Origin of the sequence: Paenibacillus apis (assembly GCF_018333295.1) — a bacterium.
In the GTDB taxonomy this organism is placed as follows: Bacteria; Bacillota; Bacilli; order Paenibacillales; family Paenibacillaceae; genus Fontibacillus; species Fontibacillus antibioticophila.
Genome location: NZ_BORS01000010.1, coordinates 50,654 through 64,461, shown reverse-complemented (window position 1 = coordinate 64,461; position 13,808 = coordinate 50,654). Strand labels below are relative to the sequence as shown.

The 13,808-nt window shown below is 48.5% G+C and carries 15 protein-coding genes; 12 read left to right on the top strand and 3 right to left on the bottom strand.

Going from position 1 to position 13,808, the window contains the following annotated elements; translation table 11 throughout:
• Positions 1–28 precede the first annotated feature (28 nt).
• A complete protein-coding gene (locus KI362_RS15235; protein ID WP_044482263.1) occupies positions 29–226 on the bottom strand; it encodes a membrane protein in 198 nt (65 codons plus the stop codon).
• 268 nt (positions 227–494) lie between these two features.
• Here KI362_RS15235 and KI362_RS15230 point away from each other — a divergent pair, with 268 nt between their 5' ends.
• The 6 genes from KI362_RS15230 (at position 495) to KI362_RS15205 (ending at position 5,286) form a co-directional block, all read left to right on the top strand.
• Positions 495–1,622 (top strand): transglutaminase domain-containing protein, encoded by a 1,128-nt coding sequence (locus tag KI362_RS15230; RefSeq protein WP_301628301.1) that lies wholly within the window; start codon positions 495–497, stop codon positions 1,620–1,622.
• Positions 1,623–1,730: 108 nt separating this feature from the next.
• Positions 1,731–2,447: a response regulator transcription factor gene (locus tag KI362_RS15225; protein ID WP_301628299.1), complete on the top strand. Its 717-nt coding sequence runs from the start codon at positions 1,731–1,733 to the stop codon at positions 2,445–2,447.
• 1 nt (position 2,448) lies between these two features.
• Positions 2,449–3,399 carry a sensor histidine kinase gene (locus KI362_RS15220; protein WP_301628297.1) on the top strand — a complete coding sequence of 317 codons (951 nt, stop codon included), beginning with the start codon at positions 2,449–2,451 and terminating at the stop codon, positions 3,397–3,399.
• A gap of 83 nt (positions 3,400–3,482) precedes the next feature.
• Positions 3,483–4,406 carry an ABC transporter ATP-binding protein gene (locus tag KI362_RS15215; RefSeq protein ID WP_301628295.1) on the top strand — a complete coding sequence of 308 codons (924 nt, stop codon included), beginning with the start codon at positions 3,483–3,485 and terminating at the stop codon, positions 4,404–4,406.
• Positions 4,399–5,091 carry an ABC transporter permease gene (locus KI362_RS15210; RefSeq protein WP_301628294.1) on the top strand — a complete coding sequence of 231 codons (693 nt, stop codon included), beginning with the start codon at positions 4,399–4,401 and terminating at the stop codon, positions 5,089–5,091. The genes KI362_RS15215 and KI362_RS15210 overlap by 8 nt, the downstream gene beginning before the upstream one ends.
• A 21-nt stretch (positions 5,092–5,112) precedes the next feature.
• Positions 5,113–5,286 carry a hypothetical protein gene (locus tag KI362_RS15205; RefSeq protein ID WP_301628292.1) on the top strand — a complete coding sequence of 58 codons (174 nt, stop codon included), beginning with the start codon at positions 5,113–5,115 and terminating at the stop codon, positions 5,284–5,286.
• A 128-nt stretch (positions 5,287–5,414) separates the two neighbouring features.
• On the opposite strand, the gene KI362_RS15200 is transcribed toward KI362_RS15205, so the two are convergent.
• Positions 5,415–6,545, bottom strand: a complete 1,131-nt coding sequence (locus KI362_RS15200; protein ID WP_301628290.1) for a virulence factor — start codon at positions 6,543–6,545, stop codon at positions 5,415–5,417.
• A 505-nt stretch (positions 6,546–7,050) separates the two neighbouring features.
• Between KI362_RS15200 and KI362_RS15195 the strand changes: the two genes are divergently transcribed.
• The 4 genes from KI362_RS15195 to KI362_RS15185 all read left to right on the top strand — a co-directional run bounded on the left by KI362_RS15195 (position 7,051) and on the right by KI362_RS15185 (position 10,581).
• Positions 7,051–8,400, top strand: a complete 1,350-nt coding sequence (locus KI362_RS15195) for a cytochrome ubiquinol oxidase subunit I (protein WP_301628288.1) — start codon at positions 7,051–7,053, stop codon at positions 8,398–8,400.
• Complete coding sequence (locus KI362_RS15190; protein WP_301628286.1) at positions 8,397–9,428, top strand: cytochrome d ubiquinol oxidase subunit II; 1,032 nt, start codon at positions 8,397–8,399, stop codon at positions 9,426–9,428. The genes KI362_RS15195 and KI362_RS15190 overlap by 4 nt, the downstream gene beginning before the upstream one ends.
• 7 nt (positions 9,429–9,435) lie before the next feature.
• On the top strand, positions 9,436–9,546 hold the full coding sequence (cydS, locus tag KI362_RS25570; RefSeq protein ID WP_374705672.1) for a cytochrome bd oxidase small subunit CydS: 111 nt from the start codon (positions 9,436–9,438) through the stop codon (positions 9,544–9,546).
• 105 nt (positions 9,547–9,651) lie between these two features.
• Entirely contained in the window at positions 9,652–10,581 is a 930-nt protein-coding gene (locus KI362_RS15185; protein WP_301628284.1) for an MBL fold metallo-hydrolase, read from the top strand.
• 53 nt (positions 10,582–10,634) lie between these two features.
• Here the strand turns inward: KI362_RS15185 and KI362_RS15180 are convergent, their stop codons facing one another.
• Positions 10,635–11,684, bottom strand: coding sequence for a GntR family transcriptional regulator (locus KI362_RS15180; protein ID WP_301628282.1), 1,050 nt, complete (start codon positions 11,682–11,684; stop codon positions 10,635–10,637).
• Between the two features lie 343 nt (positions 11,685–12,027).
• Between KI362_RS15180 and KI362_RS15175 the strand changes: the two genes are divergently transcribed.
• Complete coding sequence (locus KI362_RS15175) at positions 12,028–12,930, top strand: carbohydrate ABC transporter permease (protein ID WP_301628280.1); 903 nt, start codon at positions 12,028–12,030, stop codon at positions 12,928–12,930.
• 15 nt (positions 12,931–12,945) lie between these two features.
• Positions 12,946–13,779: a carbohydrate ABC transporter permease gene (locus KI362_RS15170; RefSeq protein WP_301628278.1), complete on the top strand. Its 834-nt coding sequence runs from the start codon at positions 12,946–12,948 to the stop codon at positions 13,777–13,779.
• The last annotated feature ends 29 nt before the right edge of the window (positions 13,780–13,808 follow it).

The window sequence follows — 13,808 nt, the reverse complement described above, 5'->3', positions numbered from 1 at the left end:
TTTATGCCGAATTCATCGAGTCTGTAACTTACACGAGCAAGCCGACGATCAGTTGAAACATAAAGTATCCGATCACGCCGCTGCCGATCAGGCTTAGTCCAACCTTTTTCTTTCCTTGAAATAACCGTAGAATTCCCAGGCTGACTAAAGGTGCGATAATCAAGAGAAAGAACATCACGGCGATAAATAATTCGATGGAAATATCCGAAAGGTCAACAATCGTCATGGCAGTAACCGCTCCCCAACTTTGAAAATGAATTAAGCAATGACATATATCACAGTATCGAACTGTTTTTTTATTATACCAAACCTGATTTCATTTTTGGATGCCTAGGCTTGAAAAATAAGTCAATTTGACGTCAGTTTTATTTGCGGAGGCTGAAACACAGAAACCTCCATAAAGCGAGTCCTCCTGACAAAACTAGAAGACCTTTGCGGCTAATCCTGTGCTACAATAAAAAAGATAGCGGAATTTTCCAAGGGAGGAAGCGAGCATGAGACAAGGACGAGGCCACTTCTGGATTTCAGCGGGAATTGCAGGAACAGTGCTCCTTTGCAGTATTCCGGCCAATTGGAACAATGTTACCGTGTTAGCGGCAGCAAAGCAGGCTTATGTGACCACAACTCAAGGCATTCAGCAGGAGTTCGTCACGGGCATGATGGCCCGTCAAACCTCGATCAGCTTCAAATACAAGGGCTCCACCAAATCAATGGGGAGTCTGCTCCAGACTGCGATGAATGCAGCCCTGGAAAGCGACCCTTATACGAAATATGTAGTGGAGCGTTATAACTACTCCTGGGAAGGAACCAAGAACGGAATTGTGAATATCACGTTAAAGGTGACTTATCGGGAAAATGCGGCCCAGAGCAATTATGTGAACAAACGTGCCGCAGAAATTCTCAAGCAAATTCTGGTTGCCGGAATGAATGAGCATGAGAAAGTGAAGGCAATACATGATTATGTCGTTCAAAATATGAAATATGACACTCATATGAAAAAATATACGGCTTATGAGGCCGTCTATTCCGGCGAAGCGGTCTGTCAGGGCTATGCCCTTCTTACCTACAGGCTGCTGGAGCAAGCCGGAATGAAGAATTTAATTGTGGAAGGAATGGCCGGAGGCCAGCGGCATGCCTGGAACCTTGTTCAGATCAATGGAGCATGGTACCACCTGGACACGACGTGGGATGATCCGATCGGATCGCTTCCCGATGACATCAGCTATAAGTATTACCTGCTCAATGATCAGCAGATCGGGAAGGATCATAGCTGGAGTGTCCGTGTGCCCGCAGCTTCAACGCTGTATCGGGATGCATTGAAGGTGCTGGAATCCAAAGGGGATAACCGGGCAGCTTTCTATCGGCAGCTTCAAGTAGAGTTGGGGTATGACTTGTATAAGCCGGAGAACGTGATCACTTCCAAGGCTCAGCTTAAAAATGCAGTGGGGGCAACGCTCAAGGAGGGCGGCATGAATATCACGATTCGTTATGCCGGAACCCTGGAGCAATTGCTTGAGGACCTGCCAGAGCTGTATCAGTTCCCCATCGAACGGATCACGTATATGTCCGAGCCGTTCGAGGATACGGGTGACCTGAAGGTATGGATTTCCTGGGAGCTTTGATTCGAAGGAAACAAATAATAGTCAGAGGGTGTTCCTTAGTCAGTGACTTTGGAGACACCTCTTTTTCATATAGGAGAACGTTTATTTATATAGAAGAGGGAGAATCTCATGGCTTATAAAGTGCTATTGGTTGAGGATGATACACAAATCGTGGAAATGCTCCAAGGTTATTTAGAAAAAGAAGGCTATGACGTTACGGCTGCGCTGAATGGGGTGGATGGGCTCATCCGATTTGGACAGGATCATTTTGATCTGGTGATCGTGGATATTATGATGCCGCAACTCGACGGGATTGAGGTCATTAAACAAATAAGGAATCAAAGCGCTGTCCCCGTTATCATCATGTCTGCCAAGGACGGCGATGTGGAAAAGGCGATTGGACTCGGCTTCGGGGCGGATGATTACATTGCGAAGCCCTTCTCCCTGATTGAAGTATCGGCCCGGATTAAAGCGATGATCCGCAGGGCTACCATGTATTCCAATCCAGAGACCTCGGTCCTCCAAGACCAGGCCCCTGAATTTAAGGTTTTGAATTTCGGTGACCTATGTATAGATTTAGATAATTACTCAGCCAGGAAGAGCGAGATGGATCTCAAGCTGACGGCTAAAGAATTTGAAATTCTCAAGCTGTTTGCCACTAACCCTAACCGTGTGTTTACGAAAGCACAGATTTACAGATGGATATGGAACGATGAATATTATGGCGATGAGAATGTCATAAACGTACATATCCGCCGGCTGCGCGAGAAGATAGAGGACGAGCCCTCTAACCCCCGTTATATAAAAACCTTGTGGGGCATCGGCTATAAATGGGATGGTCAATAACATGGTGATTGCTCTAGTTATTCTTGTTGTCCTTGTTGTTGTCCTGGCGGTCATTGCTGCGGTTCAATTTTATGCCCATCGGGTGAGAAGCGCTAACCTGAAGCACATTCAGAATCAACTGAACAGCATCATCACGGAAGGGACTAACGAGAAGCTGCTCGTGTTTACATCGGATCAAGCCTTGATTCCTGTTCTGATCGAAATGAACCGGCTGCTGGAGCATAATCAGCAGAGAGCCGCAGATTTTATGAAGATGGAGCAAGCGATGCGCAAAATGATCTCCAACATTTCTCATGATTTAAAGACTCCCCTCACGGTGGTGCTTGGCTATCTGGAGACGCTTGATCTGCACCCGGACATCAGCGAGGAGGAACGGAAGGCGCTGCAGGGCAAAGTGTACGCCAAGGCCAACGAGGTTCTGGAGCTGATTCACAAATTTTTTGATCTGGCCAGACTGGAGTCCGGAGATAAGCGGATTGAGCTTTCGCCCGTCGACATCAATGAAGTGTCCCGAAAAAACATATTAGCCTTTTACGACACCCTTACGGCCAAGGGATTTGAGGTGTTGATCGAAATTCCGGACAACCCGCTTCTCGTATGGGGAAATGAGGAGGCGCTGGAGCGGATTCTGAATAATCTAATCTCCAATGCCATCCAGCATGGCGGAGAAGGAAAAACGCTTGGTTTAACCTTGCGGGCCGATGATGACTTTGTGTATATGGAGGTTTGGGACCGGGGCAAGGGAATTAGCGAGCTGCATCAGGAACGGGTGTTTGAACGAATGTATACCCTCGAGGACTCACGCAATAAATTTTTTCAAGGCAGCGGTCTGGGACTGACCATTACCAAAAGACTGGTGGAGGCGCAAGAAGGCGTTATCCGCATCCACAGCAAGCCCTATGAAAAAACGGTCTTCACCGTCCAGCTAAAACGCCTCTCCTTTTCAAAGTAAGAAATTCGTAAGGAACGAGTAAGAAAAAAGGAAAGACCAATCCTTAGAATAAATCTTGCAGGGAATAAAGGAGGGATCCAAGGATGACTTATACGGTAAGAACGAAACAGCTTACCCGTGCTTATAACGGCAAGGAGGCCGTTTCCAATGTAAATCTGAACATCAGGCAGGGGGAAATCTACGGGCTGCTCGGCCCCAACGGAGCGGGAAAAACAACCGTCATGAAAATGCTCACCAATCTGGTCAAACCGACAGCAGGGGAGATTGAAATTTTCGGGAAAAAGCTGACCCCTCATTCATACCACCTGTTAGGGCGAATGGGTACGATCATTGAAAACCCGATTTTTTACGAAAGATTAACAGCCCGTGAGAATTTGGAGCTTCACTGTGAATACATGGGCTATTACAACAAACAGTCGATTGCTGAAGCGCTTGAGCTGGTGAGTCTGAAGGGAGTTGAAGGGAAGCCTGTTAAGGATTTTTCGCTGGGGATGAAGCAGCGCCTTAACATCGCAAGGGCTATTTTGACTAAGCCGGAGCTGCTTATTTTGGACGAACCCATTAATGGCCTCGATCCTGTGGGGATCAAGGAATTTCGGGATTTATTCCAAATGCTGTGCAAGCAGTATGGAATCACGATTCTTATTTCCAGTCATATTCTTGCCGAAATTGAGCTGATCGCGGATACGATTGCGGTGATGAATGAAGGGAAGCTGCTTCAGGAGGTTTCCATGGATCATATCGCTCAGCAGACCGCGGAATATATCGAACTCACTACCCCTTCAACCCATAAAGCCGCTTATGTGCTGGAGAACTATTTGAACCTCACGAATATCCGGATAACCGGAGATGCCGAGCTTCGTATTTATGACTGCCCCATTCCTCAAAGTGAACTAATGAAGGGCTTGGTGCTGCATGAGGTAGAGCTTGAGGCTGTCCATCAGAAAAAAGGGTCGCTGGAGGATTACTTCCTTTCGATCCTGAATGGAGGTGGCACTATTGCTTAAGCTTATGAAGCTGGAAATGCGTAAATTTCGCTTAAGCTCGTATATTTACGCTGCGTTGCTTGCGACTGCAGTTATTTTTATCCTGATGTGCACCTTCAGCTTGAATGCGGAAATGAGAGAAGTATTCCCCATAATGAACTATGAAAATTTGTTCACTATTCTAGATGTGCTCGTCCGGGGGACCTACATCGTATTCGCTGCCGTGCTTCTCGCCAGGATTGTAATAGAAGAGTATCGGAGCAAATCTATTAACGTTCTGTTTATGTACCCTATTAACCGGAAAAAGCTTATTGCCGCCAAGCTGCTGGTCATCGTCGTGTTTATATTTTCGGCCTATATTCTGACAAATCTGGCGGTGGGCATAAGCATCTATATATTAAACCAGTTCATCTCAATCATCCCGGAGCCGCTGACCTTGTCGATGGTGTTCAGAACGTTGACAACGATCGTCATGAGTGCGTTGGCGACCAGCTTTTTAAGCCTGATCCCCTTGTATGTTGGCATGCGCAAGCATTCGGTGTCAGCAACCATTGTTTCGTCGTTCCTGGTCGCGGCGATTGTCTGCCAGACCGTTGAGGGCTTCAACCTCTTTTCTATTGTCGCCGTCCCGGTGAGTATGGCGCTGCTCGGTGCGGCTGTCGCTTACTTTTCCATTCGTAATGTTGAACGTGACGACGTACTTTAATCTCGCTGGGGAGGAAATGAGATGCTGAATACCATACTGAAATGGCTGCTGATTTTATGTGCCGCTTCCTTGCTGGTGAACGGACTGCTTTTTGCAGGTACAGGCAACCGCACGCTGCTCGTTAACGTTGCAAGTAATGCCGGCCTGGGAGTCGTATTGGCTTTGTACCTGGGAATCATCAGAAAAAAGCAGTAGGCTTGCCTTTCCGGCAAAGAGCATAGAGAGCTGCTGTTACGTTTAGGCAAAAAGATGCAGAAAGACCGCAGGCCCTGTGAGGGATCTGCGGTCTTTTATATGGCATAGAAGTTTACTGTATCTGAGGTTTATTTGCGCTTGGCCATCTGCTGCCAGACCGTTCCCGCCGCCTCTTCTCCAGATTGAATTCGTTCGACCGCCATTCTGGCCTGGAGCCCGACCTCGAATTCAACGTCATCGACGGCTTCAATGAGCGCGTCCAGCGCGTCGTCGGTTCCCACCTCATAGAGGAAGCGCGCTGCCCGCCAGCGCACTAGCTTGCTGCTGTCCTTCAGCGCAGCGATCATCGCCGGTGTCACCGATGGATCGCCGATGTCGGACAGCGTATCGCCGGCCGTGCGCCGAACGGCCGGCGAGCGGTCGCGGAGCGCCTCACACAGCAGCTCCACCGCCTCCGGCGTCTTCAGGTCGCCGAGGTACACGACCGCGAGGCGCCGGATCTGAAGCTGCGGATCGCGCAGCGCTTCCGCCAGCAAGGGCAGTGCCTCGGGGCCCGGCTGCTGGAGCGCCTCGAGCCCTGCGTAGCGCACATGCCAGTCCGCGTGCTCCATCATCCCGCGGACCTCCGCAAGCCCGAGCGTGCGGCGCTGCTCGACGAATTCCGCCTCGCTGCGCCCGTGAGCGATGGCTTGCGTCTTAATCGTCTCCAGCCGCTCCGGCGGATAAGCGGCCTCCAATTCCTGCTCGACCTCGCGGGCGATCTCGGCCGGCTCTCCATAGCGGACGCCATAATCCGTCAGCTTCCGCTCCTTGATGAGCGTGGCGCTTGCCACCTCGGTCACCGCCGAGACGAAGCGCTCCCCGAGGCTGATTCGCTCCTCGTGCTGCCCGTACTTGACGCGGATCTGCATCGGGATGCCCCGGAAGAACTGCACCAGCACCTCGGATTCGCCGTAGCCGGCCGCTTCGGCCGCCTCAGGGTCCCAAGCGGAAGAGATGCCCTCCTGGCCGAACTGGCGCTCAACCTCAGCAAGAATGGCGGCCCAATCCGCTCCGCCTTTACGGTCAAGAGCGATAAAATCCGCCGTATGAAAGACACTCTTTACTCCGGGAATGCGAAGCATGTCGGCAATCCAGGGAGGAGCCGAACGAATGTTATCAGTCGTGTATGTTCTGCGGATCCCGGGCTCCAGCGTCTTATCCAGATGGAGCTTCATGGAGTTAGGGCTTGGGGTAGGTTCAATAAAGATAATTTTCATACCGTGCAAAAGCTCCTTTCAAAAAAATACTTCAAATCTATTGTATCTTATGTTCTCGAGAAGCCCAAGTTCCTGTCTTATAATCGGGAAATGAGCAAAGGAATAAAAAGGAATCGAATTGACACACTAACTTTAAGAGGTAGTTCAAAAAGTCGGCTTTTGATCACGAAGTGTTTCAGGTGGTTAATTCGGCATCGAATCTTGCGTTCACCCTGGAAGTCCGGTACTCATGTAGGGTCTGCCTACACTCCGTTCCTCCTTCTTCGGGTTCTCGCAACCTTCTCGGTGCTGAAAAGCCAACTTTTTGAACACGCATTTTAAGAGGTAGTTCAAAAAGTCGGCTTTTGATCACGAAGTGTTGGATAAAGAAAGGAGAGCGCATGTTCAAGAAGCAGGAAAAGACCTTAATCATCATCTGTCTTGTCATCGCTGTCATTATGCTGGCGGCATTTGTCCGAAGTACGCTTCGCTTCATGCAATATTATCCTTGAGGAGTGAAATTCCGATGCTATCGATGGATCCTGTTACCTTAAGCCGGATACTCACCGGGCTCACGTTATTTGTACATATTATCTTTGCCTCCATCGGCGTGGGAGTCCCCCTGATGATCGCGCTGGCGGAATGGAGAGGGATCAGAACGAAGGATCCCCACTATACGCTGCTTGCCCGCCGCTGGGCAAGGGGCTTTGTCATCTCTGTTGCGGTAGGCGTTGTAACAGGGACGGCGATTGGCTTGCAGCTGAGCCTGCTCTGGCCTACCTTTATGCGGGTGGCCGGTCATGCGATTGCCTTGCCGCTATTCATGGAGACGTTCGCTTTTTTTATCGAAGCGATTTTTCTCGGGATGTATCTGTATACCTGGGACCGCTTCAAAAAGCCAATGCTTCATTTATTACTGCTCATCCCTGTGGCGATCGGCTCCTCGGCATCGGCATTCTTCATTACGAGTCTGAACGCATTTATGAATTCACCGCAAGGCTTTACTTTAAGAAACGGAGTATTCACCGACGTGCAGCCGCTGGCAGCCATGTTCAACCCGGCCACCCCGACCAAGGTGTCTCATGTGTTAGCTTCATCCTATACGCTGAGCGCCGGGCTGTTGGCCGGCATTGCCGCTTACAGCATGCTGCGCGGGCGCAAGGAGGTTTATTTCAGAAAGGCGTTAAACCTGACCGTCATGGCCTCCTTTATCTTTGCTGCCAGCACGGCTATTATCGGAGATTTCTCCGGAAAATTTCTGGCGCACTATCAGCCTGAGAAGCTGGCGGCGGCTGAATGGCACTTTGAGACCATGACGCAGGCTCCGTTGATCTTTGGCGGTGTGCGTGATGAGAACGGTAACGTTCACTATGCCCTGAAAATTCCGTACGCACTCAGTATTTTGGCCGGAAATTCGCCGAATACGAAGGTGATCGGTCTGGAGGAATTCCCGGTGGATGAGCGCCCGCCATTGCTCATTCACTATATGTTTGATTTAAAGGTAACGATTGGCGTTGTCCTGCTTGCCATTCCTTTTTTATTTTTATTGCGAAGAAGATTTCGCGGGAAAAGTAAAGGCTATCCCCGTTGGCTGCTGCTGGGGGTGGTGGCGCTGGGCCCCTTAGCGATGGCGGCGATTGAGCTTGGCTGGATGTTTGCGGAGATCGGAAGACAGCCGTGGATCGTGCGAGGTTACATGAAAGTATCGGAAGCGGCAACCACCTCTACCAGTGTAGGTTATATGCTGATTTTGTTCGTGCTGCTGTATATTGTGCTGTGTGCTTCCTGCATTGCCGTGCTGGTCAAGCTGTTCAGAGGCAAAGACGTCAATGATGAGATGAAGCAGCTGGGGATCCCGGAAGGAGGACGGTCATGAGCTACGGAATCATAGGTATTACTGTTCTGTGGACGTTTCTGTTCGGCTATCTGATCGTGGCCTCGGTAGATTTCGGTGCGGGATTTTTCAGCTATTACAGCAAGATCACCGGGCACAATAATAAGGTGCATACGATTATTCAGCGTTACTTATCGCCGGTGTGGGAAGTGACGAATGTCTTCCTGATCTTCTTTGTCGTCGGGCTGATCGGCTTCTTTCCCGATTCGGCTTATTATTATGGAACGGCATTGCTGGTGCCGGGCAGTCTCGTCACGGTATTGCTTGCCCTGCGCGGTGCTTATTACGCCTATAACACTTACGGAAGCAGCAAGGAGGATAATATAACCTATATGGCGATTTACGGGGCGACGGGCCTCTTGATTCCGGCGGCCCTGTCTACCATCCTGGCGATATCCGAAGGCGGAATTATCCGGGAAGAGAACGGGAAGGTTGTGCTCGACTGGGCCCGGTTCCTCACAAATCCGTATACATGGTCCGTCATCATTTTGGCGCTGGTGTCCGTATTGTACATTTCCGCGATGTTTCTTGCTTTCTACGCTCAAAAGGCAGGGGATGAAGGAGCATTTTCCGTGCTTCGCACATATGCTCTATCTTGGAGCGGACCGACCATTCTGGCCTGCCTGTTCGCATTCTTTCAGATCAACCGGCAGAACCCGGCCCATTTCAGCAACATGCTGGATATGGCCTGGATGTTCATTGCTTCGCTGATTTGTTTTTTACTGGCGGTTTATTTTATATGGAAGAAGAAAAATCTCGGTTGGTCATTCCTGCTGGTCATCCTGCAGTTCGGGTTTGCCTGGTATGGCTACGGAAGATCGCATCTTCCCTATATCCTGTATGACCAGATCAGTACGGCGGACAGTATTACCAACGATGTGATGGCTGGCGCGCTGATTGCCGCATTTCTCGCCGGCTTGCTCGTGCTGATTCCATCGCTGATTTTAATGATGCGCCTGTTCCTGTTCGATGCTAAATATGTAAGCGGCAGTCCGCTGAAGAAAGGATGAGAAGCCGGTGGAGCACTTTATTATCATGATCGCTCCTGAATTGGTCATTGTAGCGGCGATAGTGTTCTTGTTCGTATATGCGGCAAAATCGAAACCCCGGGCCGATGAGCTCGAATGAGAGAGGCCGTCCAGTACCACCGGAACCGGAATGTTGGAAAATTCGGTCGAGGTGCCCTACAATGAAAAAAGAGATAGAGCAGGGGCTGGAAGGAGGAATCTTTAAATGCCGAAGACGCGTTATACCAATCTGGACAATGTCAGTACGGATAAGACCTTGAAGCAATTCAGGCAATGGCGGGAGGAACGCCGCCGGAAGAAGAAGGACTACTCATACTTAATTCCCAATTCTCCTCCGCAGCTCGACTATCTAAGCTCCAACCGCAGCGAGCTTGCGATTACATGGATCGGGCATTCCACTTTTCTGATCCAATTCGCCGGTCTTAATATCGTTACAGATCCGGTCTGGGCCATGCGGATGGGATTTCAGCGGAGATTGGGGATGCCGGGACTGCCGATCGGTGATGTGCCGGAGGTGGATGTGATTCTCATTTCACATTCGCACTACGACCATATGCATGTATCCTCCATCCGGAGATTATATCGCGAGAATACGCAGCTGATCGTCCCGATCGGATTAGCCCGCAAGATGGCTCGCAAGGGCTTCCGGCGTGTCCGCGAGCTGAACTGGTGGGAAAGTATGCAAATTGGAGACGCCAGGATTTCCTTTGTCCCGACCCAGCACTGGACGCGGAGAACGCCCTTCGATACGAACACCTCGCATTGGGGCGGGTTTGTGCTGGAGGATGCTTCAGGCTCGATGCGAAGCATCTATTTTGCCGGAGACAGCGGATATTTTCCCGGCTTCAAGCAGATCGGCGAACGCTTCGATATCTCGGTGGCGCTATTGCCGATCGGAGCGTATGAGCCGGAATGGTTCATGACCAGCCAGCACACGACCCCGGAGGAAGCCGTTCAGGCTTTTCTCGATGTGAAGGCGGAGCTGATGGTGCCTATGCATTACGGCACATTCCGGCTTGCCGATGATACTGCAAGGGAGGCGCTGGATCGGCTGGAGGCGGACCGGGCAAAGCGCGGGATTCCCGAGGAAGCAATTAAGGTGCTGCTGCACGGGGAGACATTGCGGCTTATGTAGATAAGCAAATAGCGTGAGCACAAGTTCGAATATTTGATGCTCACGCTACTTTTTTAGTTGGAAGGCAAACATAGCTTTACCGGCTCCAGGTGCTGCTGAGGCACATTTTCCCCGGTTAATTGGGCCTTCAGCATTTCAATGCTTTTCCGGCTGATGGATTCTATGTTTTGAGCCACATAAGATACTCCGGGAATGTCCGGGATATCGAATGTCATAAGCTCAATCCGATCCAATAATCCGTGCTTCCGCAAATAGGCATGTACCATATGGGCCAGCCGGACATTGACGGTAAAAATTGCGGTGACATTATCTTTAGCCTCTAAAAAATCCGCGATCATTTGCTCCGCAGTATTTTGCTGAATTGAATTCAAGCTGAGAAGACACCAAAGCGATTTATCGATGGGAATGTGATGCTCCAGATAAGCCTTTTCATATCCGGCTGCGCGGTCTTCAGTAACTGAATTTGTGATTTCAGGTGAAATATAAGCGATTTGGCGATGCCCTTTATTTAGCAGGTGCCTAATTGCCTCGAAGGTTCCCGTCACGTTATCGGAGATAACATGGGGGACACGAATGTTCTTGAAGAAGCGGTCAACAAGGACTATAGGAAACTTATCAAAAGACAACTGTATGATAGATTCATTATAGTTTTCTGCTTCTGTAGGGAAAATAATTAAGCCCTTGATTCCGAGTTCCAGCAGATCCCTGACCGATTGGGTCTCCTTCTCTACAGATTCTCTCGTTATGCGCAGCAGGATTTGAAATCCTTCCTCATAGGTGTACTGTTCAATATAGTTAAGCAACTGCTGGTCAATCATGTTCTTCATGCTGGGAAGGATGACCCCAATTAATACAGGATGTGCAGATACTGGATGCACCTCAGAAGACTGCGAAGATACAAAGGTCCCTTTCCCTTGAACACGTTCCACCCATCCCTCTTCAGCAAGCCCGATTAGGGCATTTTTTGTTGTGATCTGGCTGACACAATACAGCTGCGACAGTTCCTTTTCCGAACCTACCCGATCCCCCGGGCGAAGAATCCCCAAGCGTATTTGTTCCTTGATTTTCTCTTGGATTTGCTTGTACAGCGGTTGTTCTTTCATATTGAATGATCACACCTACGACATAATATTTTTTATACCAAGTAGATTATATATTTCACAATCAGTTAAGTCTATAAATTAAACCGCTATTAGTATATGAAAAGTCCTTTAAAGACAAGAGGATAATTTATCTTAATATATTTAATATACTTTATACTGTATTTAGTATATATTAATCCGAAAAAATATAATAGTATAAAAATGCAACTTTAATCTAATGGATCTCAAACTAATAAACGACTTTAGGGAAGGAGAGCTGGGAATATCGAAAGGGGATTAGAAGCAGTAGTATTCGTCATTTAAGTGTAAGCGTTATCCAGAGAGGAATGAAGGTGGAAATTTCATGAAATCAGGAGCAGGGGCTGTCAAAAAGCTGTCGGAAAGGGCTACGCCCTACTTATTTATTGGGCCGGCCGTCATACTTATCGTTTTATTAGCAATTGTGCCGCTGGCTTACTCCATCTATATAAGTCTATTAAATTATAATTTGTCGCTGCCGAATTCGATGATCAGATGGACTGGGTTAGATAATTACAAATATATGCTGACTAATGGCCCGTTTATGAAGTCTATTGGTTGGACGCTGGTGTTCACCTTCTTTACCGTATTGCTGAATGTGACGCTGGGAATGATTCTGGCCCTGATTTTAAATAACGAAAAGGTCAGCAGACAAACAAAAATTTTCAAGAGTCTATTTATTTTGCCGATGATGCTCGCACCGGTCGTCTCGACGACCATGTGGAAGATTATGTTTGGAGCTATTTACGGCCCGATCAATTATTTGTTCGAGTCGCTTGGCTTGCAGGCTGTCGCATGGACCGGGGAGACTTTGCCCGCAAAGATCGCAGTCATCCTTATTGACGTCTGGGGGGCGACTCCCTTCTGTATGTTGATTTTAATCGCGGCTTTGCAAACGGTGCCAAAAGATATCTATGAAAGTGCAGCCATTGACGGGGCCAACCGTGTGAGGGTCTTTTTCAAAATTACGCTCCCGCTTACTCGGAACTTTATTGCCTTGGTTGTTTCTTTACGGGTCATGGACGCTTTGAAAATATTCGATTCGATTATGATCTTGACGGACGGGGGCCCTGGAGACAGTACAGAGACCATGGGCACAATGATCTACAAAACTGCATTTCGATATATGAATGTAGGCGCTGGTTCAGCAGGCGCCATCATATTCTTTATCATTATCATTTTCGTTACGCTTATATTTATGAAATTAATCCGAAATGATCGGCAGTAGCAAGGAGGGGTAACTTTGAAAAAAAATAGCGTAGAAAAAATAGTACTTTACTTGCTGCTTGCTTTTTTTGTAATTTTGTTCCTATTCCCGATTTACTGGGCGATTACGACTTCTTTTAAATCGACCGGACAGATCATGAAGGTTCCGCCGGAATTCATCCCCTCGAAATGGGTCCTGCAGAATTACATTGAAGTTTTTACAAAGCATCAAATCGGTACGTATTTCTTCAATAGTATGTTTGTAGCGATTACTAGTACTGCATGTGCAATTATCGTGGCTACATTTGCCGGATACGGATTCTCGCGCTTCAAATTTAAAGGACGAGCTTTCTGGCAATATGCGATTATCGTGATGAGAATGGTGCCCGGTCTTGTATTCATTATTCCTTACTACATCATTTTTCAGAAGTTAGGCATTCTGGATACTTTATTTACCCTCATTATCGTTTACGTTACAGCAGCCTTGCCGTTAGCCATTTGGCTGTTCATGGGGTTCTTCGATGAATTGCCGACGGAGATCTTTGAAGCGGCAAAGATAGACGGATGCAATGAATTCAATACGTATTGGAGAATCGCGCTTCCCCTTATCGTTCCCGGAATTGTCGTGGCAGCTATCCTTGTTTTTTTGGCTGCATACAATGAATTCAGCTTATCCCTGGTTCTTATCTTTACCGACCAGAATAAGACGCTGCCTTTGGGCATTAGCGGAATGATCCAATTGCAAAAGGATACACCGTTTGGCACTTTAGCAGCCGCTGGAACTATAGCCTTTATACCAGCGCTTATTCTAGCCTTGACGACCCAGAAATACATCCAGGCAGGAATTACGGCAGGGGCTGTAAAGGGTTAACCCCAGCTAGGTATACCAGTTCAATTTAT

Coding starts and splice junctions, on each gene's coding strand:
- KI362_RS15235 (WP_044482263.1), bottom strand. CDS start 226: ATGACGATTGTTGACCTTTCGGATATTTCCATCGAATTATTTATCGCC.
- KI362_RS15230 (WP_301628301.1), top strand. CDS start 495: ATGAGACAAGGACGAGGCCACTTCTGGATTTCAGCGGGAATTGCAGGA.
- KI362_RS15225 (WP_301628299.1), top strand. CDS start 1,731: ATGGCTTATAAAGTGCTATTGGTTGAGGATGATACACAAATCGTGGAA.
- KI362_RS15220 (WP_301628297.1), top strand. CDS start 2,449: ATGGTGATTGCTCTAGTTATTCTTGTTGTCCTTGTTGTTGTCCTGGCG.
- KI362_RS15215 (WP_301628295.1), top strand. CDS start 3,483: ATGACTTATACGGTAAGAACGAAACAGCTTACCCGTGCTTATAACGGC.
- KI362_RS15205 (WP_301628292.1), top strand. CDS start 5,113: ATGCTGAATACCATACTGAAATGGCTGCTGATTTTATGTGCCGCTTCC.
- KI362_RS15200 (WP_301628290.1), bottom strand. CDS start 6,545: ATGAAAATTATCTTTATTGAACCTACCCCAAGCCCTAACTCCATGAAG.
- KI362_RS15195 (WP_301628288.1), top strand. CDS start 7,051: ATGCTATCGATGGATCCTGTTACCTTAAGCCGGATACTCACCGGGCTC.
- KI362_RS15190 (WP_301628286.1), top strand. CDS start 8,397: ATGAGCTACGGAATCATAGGTATTACTGTTCTGTGGACGTTTCTGTTC.
- KI362_RS15185 (WP_301628284.1), top strand. CDS start 9,652: ATGCCGAAGACGCGTTATACCAATCTGGACAATGTCAGTACGGATAAG.
- KI362_RS15180 (WP_301628282.1), bottom strand. CDS start 11,684: ATGAAAGAACAACCGCTGTACAAGCAAATCCAAGAGAAAATCAAGGAA.
- KI362_RS15175 (WP_301628280.1), top strand. CDS start 12,028: ATGAAATCAGGAGCAGGGGCTGTCAAAAAGCTGTCGGAAAGGGCTACG.